This is a genomic window from Neisseria sp. P0017.S009 (assembly GCF_051957375.1).
Taxonomy (GTDB): Bacteria; Pseudomonadota; Gammaproteobacteria; order Burkholderiales; family Neisseriaceae; genus Neisseria; species Neisseria perflava.
This window is the reverse complement of sequence record NZ_JBQCWL010000024.1, coordinates 1-383: the sequence shown is the minus strand read 5'-3', so window position 1 is coordinate 383 and position 383 is coordinate 1. Positions and strand designations below refer to the sequence as shown.

Here is a 383-nt window from a genome sequence, read left to right as displayed (position 1 = left end):
AATCTGATGGTGTCGCATACGGATGCGGCCGGATTGGTATCGGAATACGAATACGACCATTACACCCCGACCGGCAAGGTGTTGCGCAACTGGACGTCTTTGGGCGAGGAATGGCGCTTTACCTATCACGACGGTTATACCGAGGTAACCGACGTATTGGGCCGTACCGAGCAATATCATTATGATTACAACAATGAGTTGACCAAACGGGTGTTTGCCGACGGCAGCACCAACCTGATGGAACGCGACGACTTGGGCCGACTGCTCAGCCATACCGATGCAATGGGACGCGTTACCCGTTATCAGTACAGCAACGAAGGCCAGGTAGAAAGCATTATCCGTCCGGACGGCGTCATCCTGCATTTCGACTATGACGACAACTA

Annotated in this window: 1 protein-coding gene; it reads left to right on the top strand. The window is 53.0% G+C overall.

Going from position 1 to position 383, the window contains the following annotated elements; genetic code table 11:
• Positions 1-383: type IV secretion protein Rhs (locus ACTHTG_RS11175; RefSeq protein WP_440360702.1), on the top strand; the 383-nt coding region annotated here is incomplete at both ends.